General features: G+C 70.6%; 15 protein-coding genes. 9 read left to right on the top strand and 6 right to left on the bottom strand.

Going from position 1 to position 14,140, the window contains the following annotated elements:
* The first annotated feature begins 53 nt into the window (after positions 1–53).
* The 6 genes from paaA to paaI are packed head-to-tail and all read left to right on the top strand — an operon-like array spanning position 54 to position 4,253.
* Positions 54–995 carry a 1,2-phenylacetyl-CoA epoxidase subunit PaaA gene (gene paaA / locus KV097_RS17175; protein ID WP_220366600.1) on the top strand — a complete coding sequence of 314 codons (942 nt, stop codon included), beginning with the start codon at positions 54–56 and terminating at the stop codon, positions 993–995.
* Positions 992–1,285 (top strand): 1,2-phenylacetyl-CoA epoxidase subunit PaaB, encoded by a 294-nt coding sequence (gene paaB / locus KV097_RS17170; RefSeq protein ID WP_220366599.1) that lies wholly within the window; start codon positions 992–994, stop codon positions 1,283–1,285. Before paaA ends, paaB begins: the two co-directional genes overlap by 4 nt.
* Positions 1,286–1,295: 10 nt before the next feature.
* On the top strand, positions 1,296–2,243 hold the full coding sequence (gene paaC, locus KV097_RS17165) for a 1,2-phenylacetyl-CoA epoxidase subunit PaaC (protein ID WP_220345716.1): 948 nt from the start codon (positions 1,296–1,298) through the stop codon (positions 2,241–2,243).
* Positions 2,244–2,245: 2 nt separating this feature from the next.
* The gene (gene paaD, locus KV097_RS17160; protein WP_220366598.1) at positions 2,246–2,770 is read left to right on the top strand and encodes a 1,2-phenylacetyl-CoA epoxidase subunit PaaD; all 525 of its coding nucleotides are present in this window, start codon (positions 2,246–2,248) and stop codon (positions 2,768–2,770) included.
* Entirely contained in the window at positions 2,770–3,858 is a 1,089-nt protein-coding gene (gene paaE / locus KV097_RS17155) for a 1,2-phenylacetyl-CoA epoxidase subunit PaaE (protein WP_220366597.1), read from the top strand. Before paaD ends, paaE begins: the two co-directional genes overlap by 1 nt.
* Positions 3,855–4,253, top strand: coding sequence for a hydroxyphenylacetyl-CoA thioesterase PaaI (paaI, locus tag KV097_RS17150; RefSeq protein ID WP_301021671.1), 399 nt, complete (start codon positions 3,855–3,857; stop codon positions 4,251–4,253). Before paaE ends, paaI begins: the two co-directional genes overlap by 4 nt.
* Positions 4,254–4,280: 27 nt before the next feature.
* Here paaI and KV097_RS17145 read toward each other — a convergent pair whose 3' ends face one another.
* Positions 4,281–4,895, bottom strand: coding sequence for a TetR/AcrR family transcriptional regulator (locus tag KV097_RS17145; protein ID WP_220366596.1), 615 nt, complete (start codon positions 4,893–4,895; stop codon positions 4,281–4,283).
* An 82-nt stretch (positions 4,896–4,977) separates the two neighbouring features.
* Between KV097_RS17145 and KV097_RS17140 the strand changes: the two genes are divergently transcribed.
* A complete protein-coding gene (locus KV097_RS17140) occupies positions 4,978–5,541 on the top strand; it encodes an HdeD family acid-resistance protein (protein ID WP_220366595.1) in 564 nt (187 codons plus the stop codon).
* Positions 5,542–5,617: 76 nt separating this feature from the next.
* On the opposite strand, the gene KV097_RS17135 is transcribed toward KV097_RS17140, so the two are convergent.
* The 4 genes from KV097_RS17135 to KV097_RS17120 all read right to left on the bottom strand — a co-directional run bounded on the left by KV097_RS17135 (position 5,618) and on the right by KV097_RS17120 (position 12,548).
* The gene (locus KV097_RS17135) at positions 5,618–6,889 is read right to left on the bottom strand and encodes a cytochrome P450 (RefSeq protein WP_255559818.1); all 1,272 of its coding nucleotides are present in this window, start codon (positions 6,887–6,889) and stop codon (positions 5,618–5,620) included.
* A gap of 226 nt (positions 6,890–7,115) precedes the next feature.
* Entirely contained in the window at positions 7,116–9,896 is a 2,781-nt protein-coding gene (locus tag KV097_RS17130) for an ExeM/NucH family extracellular endonuclease (protein ID WP_220366594.1), read from the bottom strand.
* 25 nt (positions 9,897–9,921) lie between these two features.
* Entirely contained in the window at positions 9,922–10,395 is a 474-nt protein-coding gene (locus tag KV097_RS17125; RefSeq protein WP_220366593.1) for an Ig-like domain repeat protein, read from the bottom strand.
* Positions 10,392–12,548: a bifunctional UDP-sugar hydrolase/5'-nucleotidase gene (locus tag KV097_RS17120; protein WP_220366592.1), complete on the bottom strand. Its 2,157-nt coding sequence runs from the start codon at positions 12,546–12,548 to the stop codon at positions 10,392–10,394. Before KV097_RS17120 ends, KV097_RS17125 begins: the two co-directional genes overlap by 4 nt.
* Positions 12,549–12,682: 134 nt before the next feature.
* Between KV097_RS17120 and KV097_RS17115 the strand changes: the two genes are divergently transcribed.
* Positions 12,683–13,312 (top strand): YigZ family protein, encoded by a 630-nt coding sequence (locus KV097_RS17115; protein WP_308289478.1) that lies wholly within the window; start codon positions 12,683–12,685, stop codon positions 13,310–13,312.
* 50 nt (positions 13,313–13,362) lie between these two features.
* Positions 13,363–13,572 carry a PLD nuclease N-terminal domain-containing protein gene (locus KV097_RS17110; RefSeq protein WP_220345724.1) on the top strand — a complete coding sequence of 70 codons (210 nt, stop codon included), beginning with the start codon at positions 13,363–13,365 and terminating at the stop codon, positions 13,570–13,572.
* A gap of 9 nt (positions 13,573–13,581) precedes the next feature.
* On the opposite strand, the gene KV097_RS17105 is transcribed toward KV097_RS17110, so the two are convergent.
* Positions 13,582–14,112, bottom strand: coding sequence for a TetR/AcrR family transcriptional regulator (locus tag KV097_RS17105; RefSeq protein WP_220342837.1), 531 nt, complete (start codon positions 14,110–14,112; stop codon positions 13,582–13,584).
* Positions 14,113–14,140: the final 28 nt, after the last annotated feature.

Below are 14,140 nucleotides of genomic sequence, written 5' to 3'. Positions count from 1 at the left end.
GTGTGTCACGATTTACAGACCGATCGGTCAGTAATGTGCGAACCGGAGGCACCATGACGACGACGGTCGACGAGGCGCAGCTCCTCGAGGACTTCGAGCACACCGTGGCCCAGCACGACCGCATCGAGCCGCGCGACTGGATGCCCGAGCGCTACCGCAAGACGCTCGTACGGCAGATCGCGCAGCACGCGCACTCCGAGATCATCGGGATGCAGCCGGAGGGCAACTGGATCACGCGGGCTCCGTCTCTGCGTCGCAAGGCGATCCTGCTCGCGAAGGTGCAGGACGAGGCCGGTCACGGGCTGTACCTCTACTCAGCGACCGAGACGCTCGGGGTCTCGCGCGACGAGCTCACCCAGATGCTCCTGGAGGGGCGCCAGAAGTACTCCTCGATCTTCAACTATCCGACGCTCTCCTATGCCGACGTCGGCACGATCGGCTGGCTGGTCGACGGCGCCGCCATCTGCAACCAGGTGCCGCTGTGCCGGACGTCCTACGGGCCCTACGGGCGGGCGATGATCCGGATCTGCAAGGAGGAGTCGTTTCACCAGCGGCAGGGCTACGAGCTCCTGATGACGATGATGCGCGGCACCGACGAGCAGCGCGCGATGGTCCAGGAGTCGGTCGACCGCTTCTGGTGGCCGTCGCTGATGATGTTCGGTCCGCCCGACGACCAGTCGCCCAACACGGCGCAGTCGATGGCCTGGGGCATCAAGCGCGACACCAACGACGACCTACGCCAGAAGTTCGTCGACATGTCCGTGCCGCAGGCCGAGGCCCTCGGCGTCACCCTGCCCGACCCTGAGCTCGCGTGGAACGCCGACCGGGGGCACTACGACTTCGGCTCTCCCGACTGGGAGGAGTTCGCGCAGGTGGTCGGCGGCAACGGGCCGTGCAACGCCCAGCGGATCGCGCACCGCCGGCGGGCCCACGACGAGGGCGCGTGGGTCCGTGAGGCGGCGATGGCGTTCGCGGCGAAGCAGGTGGACGCATGACCGGGGTCAAGGGCGAGTGGCCGTTGTACGAGGTGTTCGTCCGCGGCAAGCGAGGCCTCAACCACGTCCACGTCGGCTCCCTGCACGCCGCCGATGACGAGATGGCGGTGCGGCACGCGCGCGACGTCTACACCCGGCGCAACGAGGGCGTAAGCATCTGGGTCGTCCGTGCCGACGCGATCACCGCGTCGAGTCCCGACGAGAAGGACCCGCTGTTCGCCCCGAGCGGTGACAAGGTCTATCGGCACCCCACGTTCTACGACATCCCCGAGGACGTCCCGCACCTGTGAGGAGGTGAGCATGTCCCACGATCCCGAGACCTCGACGCAGACCAGCCCGTACGAGGACCTCTACGGCGGTGGCGACGCCGCGCACTGGGCCTTCGGCACCGGGTTCGAGGACCCGCTCGCCGGCCTCGGGGCGGGCGAGGCGGCGGCCGTGCCGGAAGGCGTCTCGCCGCGCGACCTCGCAACCTACTCGCTGATGCTCGCCGACGACGCGCTCGTGATGTCGCACCGGCTCTCGCAGTGGTGCAGCAACGCTCCCGAGCTCGAGGACGACGTCGCCCTCGCCAACATCGCGCTGGACCTGCTCGGCCAGGCCCGTCTGCTGCTGACCCGCGCTTCCGCCGCCGACCCGGCCGTCGTCCCGACACTCCCGGAGGGGTCACCGGTGCCGGCCGAGGACGCGCTCGCCTACTTCCGCGGCGACCAGGACTTCCTCAACGTGCGGCTCGTCGAAGGCGAGGACGCCGACTTCGCCGAGGCGGTGGTGCGGCTCCTCGTCTTCGCGACCTGGCGGCTGGCGCTGCTGTCACGGCTGCGCGACAGCAGCGACCCCGTCCTCGCCGCGGTCGCCTCGAAGGGCGTCAAGGAGCTGACCTACCACCGGGACTACGCCGGACGCTGGTTCGTGACGCTGGCCCAGGGCACGGAGGGGTCGCGTGCCCGTCTCCTCGCCGCTCTGGACCGGCTGTGGCCGATGCGGCCAGAGCTCACCAAGGGGCACGCGGTGGAGAGCCGCCTCGCGCAGTGCGGCGTCGGCGTCGACCCGACGACGGTCGGCGACGAGGTCGACGACGTCCTCGGGCAGGTGTTCGCCGCCGCCGACGTCGCACGTCCCGACGCAGCGGGACTGGCCGGCGTGCAAGGGCGGACCGGCCGCGACGGGCTGCACACCGAGGCGTTCGGCCGGATGCTCGCCGAGATGCAGGTCGTGGCGCGGGCCCACCCGACAGGGCGGTGGTGATCATGGTGTCGACCCGCGCCGCTGGCCCGACGTCGGGGCACGCCGCGTACGAGGTCGTCCGGCGCGTCACCGATCCCGAGATGCCCATGCTCACCCTCGACGACCTGGGAGTCCTGCGGGGCGTCGAGATCGGCGGCGACGGCCGGGTCGTCGTACGCCTCACTCCGACCTACTCGGGCTGCCCGGCCGTCGCCACGATGCGCGACGACCTGGTCCGGAGCCTCCAGGAGGCAGGGTTCGCCGACGTCCACGTCGAGCTGGTGCTCTCCCCCGCCTGGTCGAGCGACTGGATCACCGCGCGTGGACGCGAGGCTCTCGCCGAGCACGGACTGTCCGTGCCCGGACCCGCGCTCCGCCACGACGGCCCCGTCCCCCTCACCCTCGCGCCGGTACGGCGGGCCGTCACCTGCCCGCGCTGCGGATCGGCGTCGACGGAGGTCTCGTCGGAGTTCGGCCCGACGCCGTGCACCGCGCTCTATCGGTGCCAGACGTGCTGGGAGCCGTTCGAGCACGTCAAGGAGATCTGATGACGGTGACAACACCGGCACCCCCCCAGCGCCGTAGCGCCCGCTTCCACCCGCTGCCCGTCGCGGACGTGGAGCGGCTGACCGACGACGCGGTGGCGGTGACATTCGCGGTGCCTGCGGACCTCGCCGACCAGTTCGCGTTCGCCGCCGGTCAGTCGGTCACCCTGCGCCGCGTCGTCGAGGGCCGTGAGGAGCGCCGGTCGTACTCGATCTGTGCCCCTGTCGGCGCCGCCCTCCGGATCGGTGTGCGCGAGATCCCGGACGGACTGTTCTCGCGCTGGCTGTCCCGAGAGGTCGGACCGGACACGGTCATCGACGTGCAGACCCCGACCGGGAGCTTCCGCGCCGACCCGGACCGAGGCGGCCGGCACCTGTGCATCGCCGCTGGGTCGGGCATCACGCCGATGCTGTCCATCGCGAGCACCGTCCTCACCCACCCGGACGCGTCGGTCACCCTCCTGTACGGCAACCGCACCACGACCACGGTGATGTTCGCCGAGGAGCTCGCGGACCTCAAGGACCGGTACGGCCCTCGGCTCGAGCTGGTGCAAGTGCTGTCGCGAGAGCCCCGCGACGTCGAGCTCTTCTCCGGCCGGCTCGACGCCGCCAGGCTCCGACAGCTCCTCACTCTGCTCGTGCCCGTGAGCGACGTCGACCACGCGTGGGTGTGCGGACCGCACCCGATGCTCCTCGACGCCCGGGCCGTCCTCGCCGATCTCGGCGTGCCGCCCGAGCGGGTCCACGCCGAGCTCTTCTACGTCGACGAGCCGCCTCCGGAGGTGCAGCGCGTCGATGCCGTCGCCGACGGCGCGACCAGCGAGGTGACCGTCGTCCTCGACGGACGGCGGACGACCGCCACGGTGCCGCGGTCGACCACCGTGCTCGAGGGGGTCCAGCAGGTGCGCGCGGACCTGCCGTTCGCGTGCAAGGGCGGGGTGTGCGGGACCTGCCGGGCGATGCTGTGCGACGGCGAGGTGGAGATGCGGCGCAACTACGCCCTCACTCCCGAGGAGCTCGAGCGGGGGTTCGTGCTGACCTGCCAGTCCCGGCCGGTCGCCGACAGCGTGACCGTGGACTTCGACGCGTGAGCGAGGCGATGTGGGAGGCCGACGAGGCGAGCCGAGCGCTCGGGATGAGGCTTGAGGAGCTGCAGCCCGGCAGCGCCCGGGTGTCGATGGAGGTGCGTGAGGACATGGTCAACGGGCACGACCTGTGCCACGGTGGCCTCGTCGCGACGCTCGCCGACAGCGCCTTCGCGCTCGCCTGCAACGGCGACGGCACGCCCACTGTCGCCGCGGGATTCGACATCACGTTTCTCGAGCCCGCCCGCCACGGCGACACGCTCGTCGCCGAGGCGTCGCAACGGTCACAGCGAGGGCGGTCGGGGGTCTACGACGTGACGGTACGCCGCCGGTCCGACGCGACGGTGGTCGCGGAGTTCCGCGGGCGCAGCCGCACCCTCGGCCCCACGCCCGGGCGCTGAGCCGGGCACGTCACCGCGACGCGCGGGTCACGGGCGTACGGCGAGCCCGTCGAAGGCCAGCGTCGCGACCGCGCCGGCCAGAACCTGCGCGTCGACCGGACCATCCGGCCGGTACCACTCGACGAGCGAGTTCACCGTGCCGAAGATGAGCCTGCTGATCAGGTCCGGTGCGATGTCCCTGCGCAGCGACCCGTCGTCGACGGCCTCCTGGACGAGCGCCGCCAACCGCTCGTCGATCTGACGTCGGCGGGCGAGCGCACGGAGCTCGACCTCGCTGTTGCCGTGTACGCGCAACAGCAGGGTCACCGACGGCAGGTGAGCCACCAGCACCGCCACGCTCTCCCGCACCGCCGTGCGCAGGCGCTCGTACGCCGAGCCGTCCTGCGGCCGGGACGCCTCGTCGATCACGGCCTCGAGACTGTCGAGCGCCTCGTCGAGCGCGAGGGCGAGAAGGTGCTCCTTGCTGGGCACGTGGTGGTAGATCGCGGACTTGGTCAGACCGAGCTCGCGGGCGAGGTCACCCACGCTGGTGGCGTCGTACCCCTGCCGGATGAAGACATCGATCGCCCGCCGCAGCACCGTCTCCTGGTCGTAGCCGGGGCGCCCGCGGCGGGGGCTGCCCTGCGTCGACCCGGTCGCCATGGTCCCAGCGTCTCACGCCCGTACGCCCGTACGCCCGCGTGTCCCCGTGCTCACCACCCTCGGCGCCCCTAGTGTGCGAGACATGACGGATCTTGCAGGAGCCATCACCTCGGCGGCGAGAACCGCGTGGTGGATCGTCGTCGTCCGAGGACTCCTCGCCGTCGTCCTCGGCATCGTCGCGCTGGTCTGGCCCGGACCGACCGCCCGCGTGATCATCGTGCTGTTCGGCGTCTGGGCGCTGGTTGACGGCATCATCGCCCTCGTCAGCATCATCACCGGGGGCGGCCGGTCGTGGGGGTGGCTGCTGCTCGAGGGCGTCCTCGGCATCGCTGCCGGCATCATCGCCTTCCGCGCGCCGGTGACGGTGGCTCTCGCGCTCGTCCTCCTGATCGCCTTCTGGTCGATCATGATCGGCGTGCTCGAGATCTCGGGATCCCTCCAGGTCCGTCAGGTCCCCGGCAGCGGGTGGGGCTGGCTGCTCGCCTCCGGTGTCGTCTCGATCGTCTTCGGCATCCTGCTCTTCGTCTGGCCCGATCTCGGCTTCGCGACGCTCATCATCCTGATCGGCATCTACGCCCTGGCGCTCGGCGTGGTCTGGCTGATCACGGCCTTCATGATCCGCAAGGACCTGAAGGCGCTCGCGTAGGCCCCTGGACGCCAACGCCCCACGCTGCGACCAGGGCCGTGGGGCGTTGTGCTGGACGGGTCGCGACGCGACGTCGTCAGCCGTACAGACGGACCGGCATTGACTCCACGCCGTAGACGATCGAGCGCTGCCGGAACCTGAGCTCGCGCGGGTCGCACGCGAGCGTCATGTCGGGGAAGCGGCGGAAGAGGCGGGGGTAGGCCGAGCGCAGCTCCATGCGCGCGAGCTCCGCACCGACGCAGCGGTGGAACCCGTGACCGAACGCGACGTGCGACACGGGCCAGTCGCGGTGAGGGTTGAAGTTCTCGAGGTCGGGGCCGCCGGTGCGGTGGTCGCGGTTGGCGCCGGACAACGAGCACACGACCACGTCGCCCTTGGCGATGCGCTCGCCGAAGAGGTCGTGCTCGGCCTTGGCGAAGCGCGGGAACGCCAGCTGCACGACGGTGAGATAGCGCAGCATCTCCTCCACGACGCTGTTGGCGAACGTGTCGTCCTTGATGAGCTGCGTGCGGGCGGCAGGATCACCCATCAGCACCAGCGCGCCCAGCGCGATCGTGCTGGCGGTGGTCTCGTGCCCGCCGGTGAAGACGCCGTCGGCGAGACCGCCGAGGTCGTAGTCGGAGATCGCGTCACCGACCTCCTCGATGATCTTGCCGATGAGTCCGTCACCTGGGTTGTCGCGCTGCGCCTTGGTGGCGTTCATGAGGAACGTCCGTGACTCCGAGATGGCACCGAAGCTGCCGGCGCCGCCCCCCGAGACGTCGAAGCGCGCCGATCCCAGCGCGAAGAACTCCTCACGGGACTCGTCGGGGAGCCCGAGAAGCTCGCAGATCACCAGGAACGGCACGGCGAAGGCGAAGTCCTCCATCAGGTCGACGTCGGGGCCCTTCTGCTCCATGACGTCGAGCTGGTGCTCGATGATCTCGGTGATCTTGGGCGTCAGCCGCGCCAGGCGACGCATCGTGAACTCGGGGGTGAGCAGCTTGCGAAGCCGTGTGTGCTCGGGTGGATCGGTGAAGCCGAGGCCGCCGATGTCACCGTCGGCCGCGCCGACGGTGCCGACGAACGGCCGGATGTCGTTGCTGTACGAGGTGCGGTCGGCGAGCACCGCCAGCGACTCGGTGTGACCGGTCACCAGCCAGATGTTCATCCCGAACAGGCTCGCGAGCCGCTTCACCGGGGCCTCGGCCCGGACCTTGCCGAGCGCCGGGATGGGGTCGAGGCCGTCCCGGCGCAGCGGCATCAGCCACCGGTTGGGGACGAAGGTGAGCTTGGAGAGGTCGATCCCGTCCCTCTGCGACCTCAGGACCGTCCGCTGCGCGGCCCACGTCAGGAGATCGGTCGTCATGTTCCGCATAGTCCGACCAGGTTAGCGTCGCACGGGTCCGATCCTTGCCTCATATCCCGGATCTCAGGGATATCCCTGAGGGCGTCCAGCGCCGCGCGCTCCTCCTCGGTCGAAAGCTCGTCGCGGTAGCGGCGGACGAAGTCCTCGTACGGGAGCCTTCATGTCAGCCACGGAGGCCGCGACCGTGCACGGCGGGGTCGCCACCAGGACGACCCCGCCGTGACCGTCAGAACCCGAGCACCCGCGCGGTCACCGTGGTCTCCGACGGCGCGTGCGTCGCGTCACCGGTGTAGCGGACCGTGAGCTGGTGGGTCCCCGGCTTGAGTGCCCTGGCCGGGACCGCCACGAGCGTCACGCCTGCGACGAGCCGCTGGCTGGCGAGGACGCTGTCGCCCTTGAGGACCTGGACCGTCCCCGTGGCGCGAGGCTTCACCTGGGCCGCGACGATCGGACCGAACAGCGGGGAGAGACCGGGCGTCGCCACGGCGCGCACCGTCGTCGGGGTCAGCTGCTCCTCGAGGGCGATCCCGACGAGCGCCGGGTCGTGGTCGCTCGAGCGGAACGGGCCTGCGTCGTAGAAGTTGGTCGCGTTGCCGTTGTAGCGGCTGTACTCGTAGGCGATCGACTCCATGGCGTTGATGGACCAGACGCCCATGCCCGTGATGTCCGCCGCCGCGGCGGGCGACGCGAGCACGTGGTCGAGAGACCCGATCTCGCCGTCGAACTGGTAGGTCTCGGCGGTGTCGTAGGTCTCCTCGAGATCGACGTAGCCGGCCTCCCGCAGGACGGTGATCGGGTCCTCCTGGGAGTAGGCGTTGAAGTCGCCCGACAGATAGACCTTGTCGGTGCCCGCCGTCTCCTTGACGGTGTCGGCGAACGCGACCAGCGCGCGGGCCTGGGCCACCCGCTCCACCGTGCCCGCCCCCTGGTCGGCGTCGGGCGTGCCGGACCGCTTCGACTTGAAGTGGTTGACGATCGCGACGAAGCGGTCGTCCTCGGTGCCGGCGACCGGCTGGAACGCCTGGGCGAGCGGCTCGCGGGCGTCGTCGAACGCGGGTTCGCCGACGAGCACCGTCGACGCACCGACCGGCGCCAGGACCGCCGGCTTGTAGATGAACGCCGTACGGATGAAGTCCTGGTCGGCGACCGGAGGCAGCGCCGCGGCGTCGGGCGACGGGACGTACGCCCACGTGCCGGCGCCGGCAGCCTCGTTGAGCGCCTGGGTGAGCGCGGCGAGGGCCGCGTCGCGGTCCTTGCCGAACTTCACGGAGTTCTCGATCTCCTCGAGCGAGACCACGTCGGCGTCGAGAGCGTTGATCGCGGCCACGATCTTCTTCTCCTGGCGCTCAAGCTGGACGGCGGTCGCGGCGCCACGGGGACCCGCCTGGCCGACGCACTCGTCGACCGTCGTCGGGACACCCTCGCGGTCGACGAAGTACGTGCACGAGATGCCGGTGGTGGCCTCGTACTCCTCACCGGTGGTGACGAAGTAGTTGAGGACGTTGAACGCGGCGAGGCTGAAGTCGCCCCCGACGGCCGGCGGCGAGGCAGGACGCTCCGCCCCGCTGAACGTCGCCGGGAGGACCCCGTTGGCGTCGTCGGCGGTGAGCTGCGCGGTGGGCTGGAGCTTCCAGGTGCTGTTGCGGTAGTCGAGGACCACGTCCTTGGTGAACGTCGCCGTCGCCCCGACCCGGATCGTCGTGTCGTCGTCGATCCACGGTTGAGGCGTGTTCTTGCCGGCACCGGTGTAGTTGGTCGAGGAGCCGTCGTCGAGGGTGATGCGACGGGTCGCGTTCTCCGCCTTCACGGCCTGCGAGGCGGCGCCCGGAGCCGCGACCTCGGTCGGGACGTACAGGGGAGAGTCACCGGCCGCGAGGCCGATCTCGGCGAACGTGTTGGTGGTGTAGTTGTTCGTCACGGTCAACGGACCCGCCGGGGCGACGAGCATGCCCTCGAGCCGCTCGCGACCCGCGTCGCCGAGGGGCAGTGCGAGCGGGGTCGGCTTGACCGCCTCCGCCGGCTCGTCGAGCACGACGACGTCGGCTGCGGCCGGGGTGAGCTGGGTCATCCCGCCGAACTCGCTGACCGGACCCGTCACCTTGACGTGGTCGTCCTTCTCGACCAGGGCGACCGCGGCGCCGCCGAAGACGAAGATGCCGTCGGAGGCGTCCGGAGTCGTGTCGTCCTCGCCGCCGCTGCCCGCGGTCTGGAGGTAGAACCCGTTGAAGCCGCCGGTCTTGTACGCGGCCGTGACCACGCCCTGCGTGATGACGGTGTCACCGACGTACGGGCTGGCGTCGCCGGTGCCCTGGATGGCGGCGACGGTCCGCTCGACGACAGGGTTCGGGCCTGGGACGCACGCCTGTCCGCACGCGGTCGGTGTCGGCGCACCGGCCGTGAAGTCGGCGCTGTTGTCGTCCGTGTCTGCTCCACCGGTGCGGTTGAGCGACGACGTCACCGAGTAGCCGTCAGCCTTCGGGGCGGTCTCCGCGGTGGTGGACACGCCGTACCCGAGGAGGTCGACCACATCAGGGTCGGCGAGCACGGCGGCACCGTCACCGGTGAGCGTGTCGGCGGTCTTGGTCAGGGCGAGCGTGCCCCCGTTGGCGTTGCCCGAGAAGGCGATCGTGGACGTCACGTCGGGCGTCGGCAGCGGAGCACCGTTGGCCGCATTGGCGTTGCCGCTCAGCAGGTAGTGACCCCCGGCCGGGATCGTCCCCGACAGGGCGATCTTGCCGGTGAACGCCGAGGTCGACGAGTAGGAGCGGTACTGCACCGTCCATCCGTCCACCGTCACCGGCTCGCTGGTCGGGTTGTGGAGCTCGACGAACTTGTTGAGGTACGTCGCGCCGGCGCTCCCGCCGTTGAGGTAGGCCTCGTTGATGACGAGATGGTCGGCCGGTGCGGCGCTGGCGGGAGCGGCGACCGCGGCGAGCGTCCCCGCCGCGAGCGCGCCCGCGGCGAGGAGCGACGTCGTCCGGACGGCGCGTCGAAGAGATGAAGACACTGGTGATCCTCCTGGATCCGTGCGGTCAGCGGCGCTTCTTGACGGTGACGGTCAGCGTGTCGCTGCTGGCCTTCACGGTGGAGGAGCCTCGGTAGGTGATCCGGAGCTTCTTCGTGCCCTTGCTCCTGAACTTCTTGAGAGTGACCGTCGCCCGGCCGTTGCGGACGGTGGCCGTGCCGACCTTGTTGCCCTTGAAGGTCACGACGACCTTCCCGTTGGCCGGCACCCCGGTCGTGGTGCGGACGACGACGGAGACCTTCGCCTTCGTCCTCTTCGCCCGGATCGTGCGGGTCTTCTTCTTCGCCTTGGTGGTCGAGGCCGCCTTGGCGACCGAGAGCGCGACCGTCGTGCTGGACGCGCTGGTCCTGCTGTCACCGGAGTAGGTGACGGTGAGGGTGTGACGGCCGGGTCGCAGCGCCTTCTTCTTGATCGGGACCGTGACCTTGCCGTTCTTGACGGAGCCGGTGCCGAGGACCTTCGTGCCGGCCTTGACGGTCACGGTGCCGGTGGCGGTCGGCGGGTGACGGTCACCTGGACGGCGCCGCCCTTGCCGTACTCGGCGCCGCGCACGACGGCCTTCAGCGAGGACGCCGACTTCGGGACCGACACGGGGAACGTCACCGTCGTCCCGGACGGTGCCGCGGTGAAGGTCAGCGCGCGGGCTCCGCCGGCCGTGGCGGGGACCTTCAGGGTGATGTCCGCAGCGCCGTTGACCACCGGGAAGGTGCCGACGACCGTGTTGCCGAACCGTGCTGTCACCGTCGTGTTCTGAGGGCTGTCGAGCGACGTCATGTCGAGGCCAGAGAGACCGATCTCCACCGTGTCGCCGATCTTCAGGTCGCTGGGGATCGAGCCGTCCTGCCGGACCGAGCGGCGGGCGAACGACGGGCTGAGCGGCGAGCTCTCCTCGAGGTAGGCGATCCACGCGTCTCGGTCGACGAGACCGGAGTCCTTGGGCGCCTCGCCCTCGGTGAAGACTCGGAAGTTGTCACCGCCGGTCGCGAGGAAGCTGAAGGTGCCGACCCGGTAGTTCTTGGTGGGGTCGAGCGGCGCTCCGTCGATCGTCACCGAGTCGATGACGCCCTTCTTGGCGCCAGGGTTCGCCGGGTCGTCGACCTCGTGGAACGTGTAGGAGACGTTGTCGGAGAGGCCGAGCTGAAGGTACGAGCGGCTGGGCACGTTGCCGTCTGCGTCGCGCTGCCACTGCTGCTCGAGCATCGTGACGAACTGCTCACCGGTCAGCGTCACCGACCACAGGTTGTTGGCGAACGGGAGCACGGCGTTGGCCTGCGCGTACGTCACCACACCGTCGGCGTCGGTCGGCACGGTGGTGTCGGGGGCGTACATGAGGTCGGAGCGCAGACCGCCCGGGTTCACGACGCCGATCTCGGCGTTGCCGCCCAGGTCGTCGCCGAGGCGCTCACGCAGTGCGTTGGCGACGAGGCCGCCCAGGGTCGACTCCGAGCCGCGGTCGTCGCGGACACCGCTGGCGGTCGGTGTCGGGTGGAAGTAGCGGCCGTCCTGGTAGGTGCCGCCGGTGAGCGCGGTGGTGATGTCGTCGGTGATCGTGGCCTTGCGAACGTTGCCGACCTCGGCAGCGCGGGCGAGCGCGGCGTCGACGATCGTCTTGACCGCAGCGACCCGCGGGTACTGCGCGACCAGGTCGGCGTCGGCGGTGGTGGTGCGGGCGACGACCGCGCGGGTGTACGCGGTCACGTCGTCGGTCGCGGTGTCGACGGTGAGCTCGACCTTGGCGACCCCCTCGCCGTAGTTGCCGGACTGCACCAACGGGCGTGTGCCCGTGCTGCCTGGGATGGGCGCGTCGTAGGCGTAGCGCTGGTGGGTGTGGCCGGTGAAGATCGCGTCGACCGCGGCGACCGTGTCGTTGACCAGGTGCGCGAAGACGGGGCTCGCGGCCACCTGCTGCGGCAGCGTCGCGGCGGGCTCGGAGAGCGGCGCGCCCTCGTGGTAGCTGGCGATCACCACGTCTGCCTCGCCGTTGGCGTCGTTGCCGTCCTTGAGCTCGCCGGCGACGCGGTTGACCGCCTCGACGGGGTCTCCGAACTCGAGGTCGGCGATGCCTGCGGGCCGCACCAGGGACTTGGTCTCCTCGGTCACGACGCCGACGATCGCGACGTCGACGCCCTTCACCGTGTACTGCGCGTACTCGGGAAGGGCCGGGTCGTCGGTGCCCTTCTCGTACACGTTGGCGCCGAGGAAGACCGGTGTGCCGAAGCGGTTGTCGCCCATCCGTGGGACCACACGGTCGGTGAGGTCGGCGAAGCCCTGATCGAACTCGTGGTTGCCGACGGCGGAGTTGTCGAGCTGGAGGGCCTTGAGGACGTCGATCGTCGGGTTGTCCTGGTCGACGGCCGACGCGAAGAGAGAGGCACCGAAGTTGTCACCGGCGGCGACGAAGACCGTGCTGTCCTCGCCCGCGGCAGCGCGCAGCTGCTCGACCGTGCCGGCGAACTTCACGGCGTTGCTGTCGATCCTGCCGTGGAAGTCGTTGATGCCGAGGAAGGTGAGCTTCACCTCGTCCGCGGGCGCCGCCGACGCCGACGGGGCGAAGGACAACGGGGCTGCCACGAGGGCGGCGGTTGCGGCGAAGACGGTGCTCCGACGCAGCAGAGTACGGTGAGTGGGTCGCATCAGGGGCTCCTCGAGAGACGTGATCCCGCTGACCATAAGCGAGCGGGGGTGTCCAGCGCTTCCGCAAACTGTGACGGTTCGGCCACGATCGGATGGCAACTGTTGGCGATCCTGGCACATCGGCGGGAGGTCCTGTGGCGCGCGACCACTATCTCGTCCCCGCTGGCGCGGCGGAGGCCGCGATCGAGGTCAAGGGATCGCGCTTCCTCGGGTGGGTGCGACGGGTCGACTCCGAGGACGAGGCGCGCGCGTACGTTGCTGAGGCCCGACGCCGGTTCTGGGACGCACGCCACCACTGCTCGGCCTTCGTGATCGGCGCGGACGGGGCACTCCAGCGCAGCAACGACGACGGCGAGCCGAGCGGTACGGCGGGAGCGCCGATGCTCGAGGTCCTCGTACGGCGTGAGGTCCGCGACGTCGTCGCGGTGGTCACCCGCTGGTTCGGTGGGACCCTGCTCGGTGCCGGTGGGCTGGTCCGCGCCTACTCCGAGACGACGGCCGCCGCCCTGGACGCGGCCGGTGTCGTGCGCCGCGAGCTGCGCACGCGCGTCGAGGTCACGGTCTCGCACGGGGAGGTCGGCAAGGTCGAGAACGAGCTGCGTGCCCGCGGGGTCGCGATCCTCGGCGTCGACTACGGCGCGGGTGACGTCGTCCTCACCGCCGCCGCACACCCGGGTGCGGTGGCGCCGATCGCGGAGCTGGTCGCGGCGATCACCCACGGCTCCGGCGGGGTTGCGGCGGGTGGCACGCTCTGGGTGCCGTGACGCCCGGCCAGTGACCCGCCGGCGGGCCGGGCGCGAGTACGGTGAACGGCATGACGACACGATGGTCCGACCTCACCACGCGCCAGAGGCGTGCCGTGGTCCTCGTGGGAGCTGCCGAGGTCGTGCTCACCACCGCGGCGTTGACGAGCCTCGCCCGTACGCCCTCGACGCGCCTCCGCGGACCGAAGGCGGCGTGGATCGCCGGATGCTTCGTGCAGCCCGTCGGGCCGCTCGCCTACTTCCTCGTCGGGCGGCGCTGACCCGTCTCGTCAGAGGGCGTCGAGGCGGCCGAGGACGTCGCGGACGTGCTCCAGCGACCGCTTGTGCGCGAGACCCGTGGTGTCGTCGAAGTAGAGCCCGTCACCGATGAGCTGGACCGTACGGGCGAGCGCGTCGTCGCCGTAGTGCTCGGCCAGGACGGCGAACCACCCGTTGCGGAGCTCCGCCAACGTCTCGCGCGCTCGGACGTCGTCCTGCGCGACGCGGGAGGCGGCGATCAGCCCGCGGTCGAACGCCGACCCGGTGTCGACGGACGTCTCCAGGTAGTAGCGGACCGGTCCCTGCGGGGCGTCCTTCATCTTCAGGACGTCGGCGCGGCCCTGCTCTCGGAGCCGGTCGAGCATGGCGTCGACCATCGCGTCCTTGCTCGGGAAGTGGTAGAGCAGGCCGCCCTTCGACACCTCGGCGCGGGCTGCGACGGCGTCCAGCGTGGCGATCCTGCCGCCGCCCTCGACGAGGAGCATCTCGAAGGCGTCGAGGATGCGGTCACGGGTGGAGGCACCGTCGGATCGGGCGGACATGCGAGCACTCTAGCGAGGCGTTCTCGGC

Origin of the sequence: Mumia sp. zg.B17 (assembly GCF_019550915.1) — a bacterium.
Lineage (GTDB): Bacteria > Actinomycetota > Actinomycetes > Propionibacteriales > Nocardioidaceae > Mumia.
This window is presented reverse-complemented; position numbering and strand designations above follow the sequence as displayed.